Origin of the sequence: Psychromonas aquimarina ATCC BAA-1526 (assembly GCF_000428725.1) — a bacterium.
GTDB classification, from domain to species: Bacteria; Pseudomonadota; Gammaproteobacteria; order Enterobacterales; family Psychromonadaceae; genus Psychromonas; species Psychromonas aquimarina.
Window position 1 is genome coordinate 1 of record NZ_AUAM01000115.1, and the last position, 2476, is coordinate 2476.

A 2476-nucleotide genomic window follows, 5' to 3' on the forward strand; every position below is an offset into this window, starting at 1 on the left:
CGATGGCACTGCAGTCTGAATGGGCGCTGGTGCAGTACGGTGTTATTACCGCTACCTTTGTCGGCTTCGCTAAATTCTATATGGAAACAGGAGGCAAGCATGCCAGTCACAATGCTCCTTAATCTACTCACCGGCAAAGCCCAAAAGCCGTTACTAATAGCGCTGGCCGTTGTCGTTGTTCTATTAACTCTAACGGCAGGTTACTTCTATGCAAAACAGCAGGGTTATAAAGACGGTTATATCGTGGCTGAGCATCAGTATTTAAAAGAGAAAGACCAGGCGGTGGCCACAGCAATAAAAGAAGTAAAACAGAAAAACCAACGTAACCAGCAAATTGCGGAAGCCTACTGGAAAAACGAACTGGCCAAGAAACCCAAAATACAGACCATTGAGAAAAGGATAATCGAATATGTGCAAACTCAAGACCCTGATGATACTCACTGCCAGCTTGATGATAATGAGCTGTTCATTCTCCAGAAGCTCGTATCCGTCGCCAACACAAACATTAGCCAAACCGACCATTGACCAGGCATTAATCCAGCCCTGCACCGAACTGCCCACACCAACAGCAAAAAACAAAACAGCTCACCTGTTCTGGAAGAAAAACCTGATCTTGTTATACGGGGAATGCAGGACAAGGCATAACGCACTGGTAGAGGTGATAGGTGAGTGAATATTTTTGTTTGAGTATATTTGTTAGGGGAAGTGGCTTTTTTGGTGATGTTTTTGGTTTTTGGTGTTTAATTTGTTGATTAATGTTTGTTATTAGGTATTCTTCTGTCGCTTATCTCTCACAACTCAAAGGCGGTGAGGGATGAGGCATAATTGGGTTATATTTTTTGTTGTGATATCTGTAGTAGAGCATTGCGCTTTAATACAAAAAACAAGACCTAATTATTGAACTCGTGCTTAGCTAAAAATCAAAGGACATGATTACATATGAAACTCAAAACGCTCATCTGTTCGTTTTTATTATTAATTTTTTGCAACTTATCTTTTGCAGACTGGGTGTCACCTATCGATCAAAAGTATCAAAAAGAAAAACCAGAATTATTCAAAAAATTTGATGAAGCAAGAACCTTAATAAATAATGGATCTTATCGAGGACTTCAACAAGGATATACATTACTTGTTGAAGTTATTTCAAAGGATGAGGAATTTGCTCCTGCATACCGAGAGTACTCTCGAATTTTAATGAGGTCTGGGGCAATTAACTACTCAGATATGCAGAACAAAGAATTCCAAACAGCTAAACAGGTTATTTTAAGATCTATTGAAATAGAGCCTAAATATGCCGATGCCTATTCTTTGCTTGGCTTCCTTTATACTCAGGCAGGGGATGAAAATAATGCTTTAGTTGCTTTACGAAAAGCTGAGGAAATTGGAACTAAAACACCTTGGTTGTTTTTAAATTTAGCTGAACTTTATGATAAAATGGGGAATACAGATAAAGCACTTGAATATTTTATCGAAGCAACGAAAAATCCATATAATGACGATAGGACTTCTGTGGTTGCCCTAGATGGAGTTATCGAATCTTACGAGATGAAAAAAGATATCGTAGAGTCGGAAAAATGGCATAATAAACGAATAGACGAACAGCCATCTGCTAGAGGTTATAGTAATTTTTCATGGTTTTTGAGAAATGTAAAAGGGGATTTTGATCGGGCAATTGAAGTTTCCGAAAAAGGCTTACATTCGTATGATGATAGTCACTTGAGATTTAATCTAGCACTTGCTTATTATGCAAAATGGGCTGAATTAAAGGAACAGGAAGAAGATGCTAAGGCAGAGCAATTCTTATTGAAAGCTCAAAAAATAACCGTTGATTACAAAAAAGTAAGAGGTGAGTTTTATTCATTTTTTACAACGCATAAATATGCAGTAACACAAATAGAAGATTTAATTAGGAAGTATCATAAACCGCCTTATACAAACTATGGCCCACCTATATCTACCGATAAAGTTAAAATAATTCACTCTATAGAAGTTTTACCAGATGGTGGTCGACGTTATAGTTACAAGGAAGTACCAAATACTGTTCAAGATACCCCCTCTGAAACAGCGGAGTAATGATATATATTATTGCAAGAAGGTGTATTAGTTGATGGTTAGTTTAGATTAAGGATCTTGGTAAGGCCTTATTTTTTAGACAAAAGATAAGGCCTGTATCTGGGGGAAACTATTGTGTAGCCTCCAAAATCTCATACTCCTTCATTTTAAGTACTTCAAAACCTGCAAAATCATTCAGCTCCAATAAGATTTCACCGATCGGTTTGATCTCGTTTTTATGAAACAGCTTATCAACTTTGTTGAGGTCGCTTACAGGGCTGAAACCTTCACGAACGATGCTCATTAAATCCAGCGGGATGCGGTGAGCAGAAAGAATATCGCCGGTGGTGACGTTTTTCATTTTGCTGAATTCGTCTTTTGCATCGAGCTGGCCGACGGGAATAAGCTCCGGTTTTTCTTTGTC

The 2476-nt window shown here is 38.2% G+C and carries 2 protein-coding genes and 1 pseudogene; 2 read left to right on the plus strand and 1 reads right to left on the minus strand.

Going from position 1 to position 2476, the window contains the following annotated elements; genetic code table 11:
• Window positions 1-99 precede the first annotated feature (99 nt).
• Together G337_RS0119100 and G337_RS0119105 are read left to right on the plus strand one after the other, a co-directional pair.
• Window positions 100-525: a hypothetical protein gene (locus tag G337_RS0119100; protein WP_028865282.1), complete on the plus strand. Its 426-nt coding sequence runs from the start codon at window positions 100-102 to the stop codon at window positions 523-525.
• A 414-nt stretch (window positions 526-939) separates the two neighbouring features.
• Entirely contained in the window at window positions 940-2073 is a 1134-nt protein-coding gene (locus tag G337_RS0119105) for a tetratricopeptide repeat protein (RefSeq protein WP_028865283.1), read from the plus strand.
• A 109-nt stretch (window positions 2074-2182) separates the two neighbouring features.
• Here G337_RS0119105 and G337_RS28970 read toward each other — a convergent pair.
• Window positions 2183-2476: pseudogene (locus G337_RS28970) on the minus strand (hypothetical protein); the annotation flags it as partial.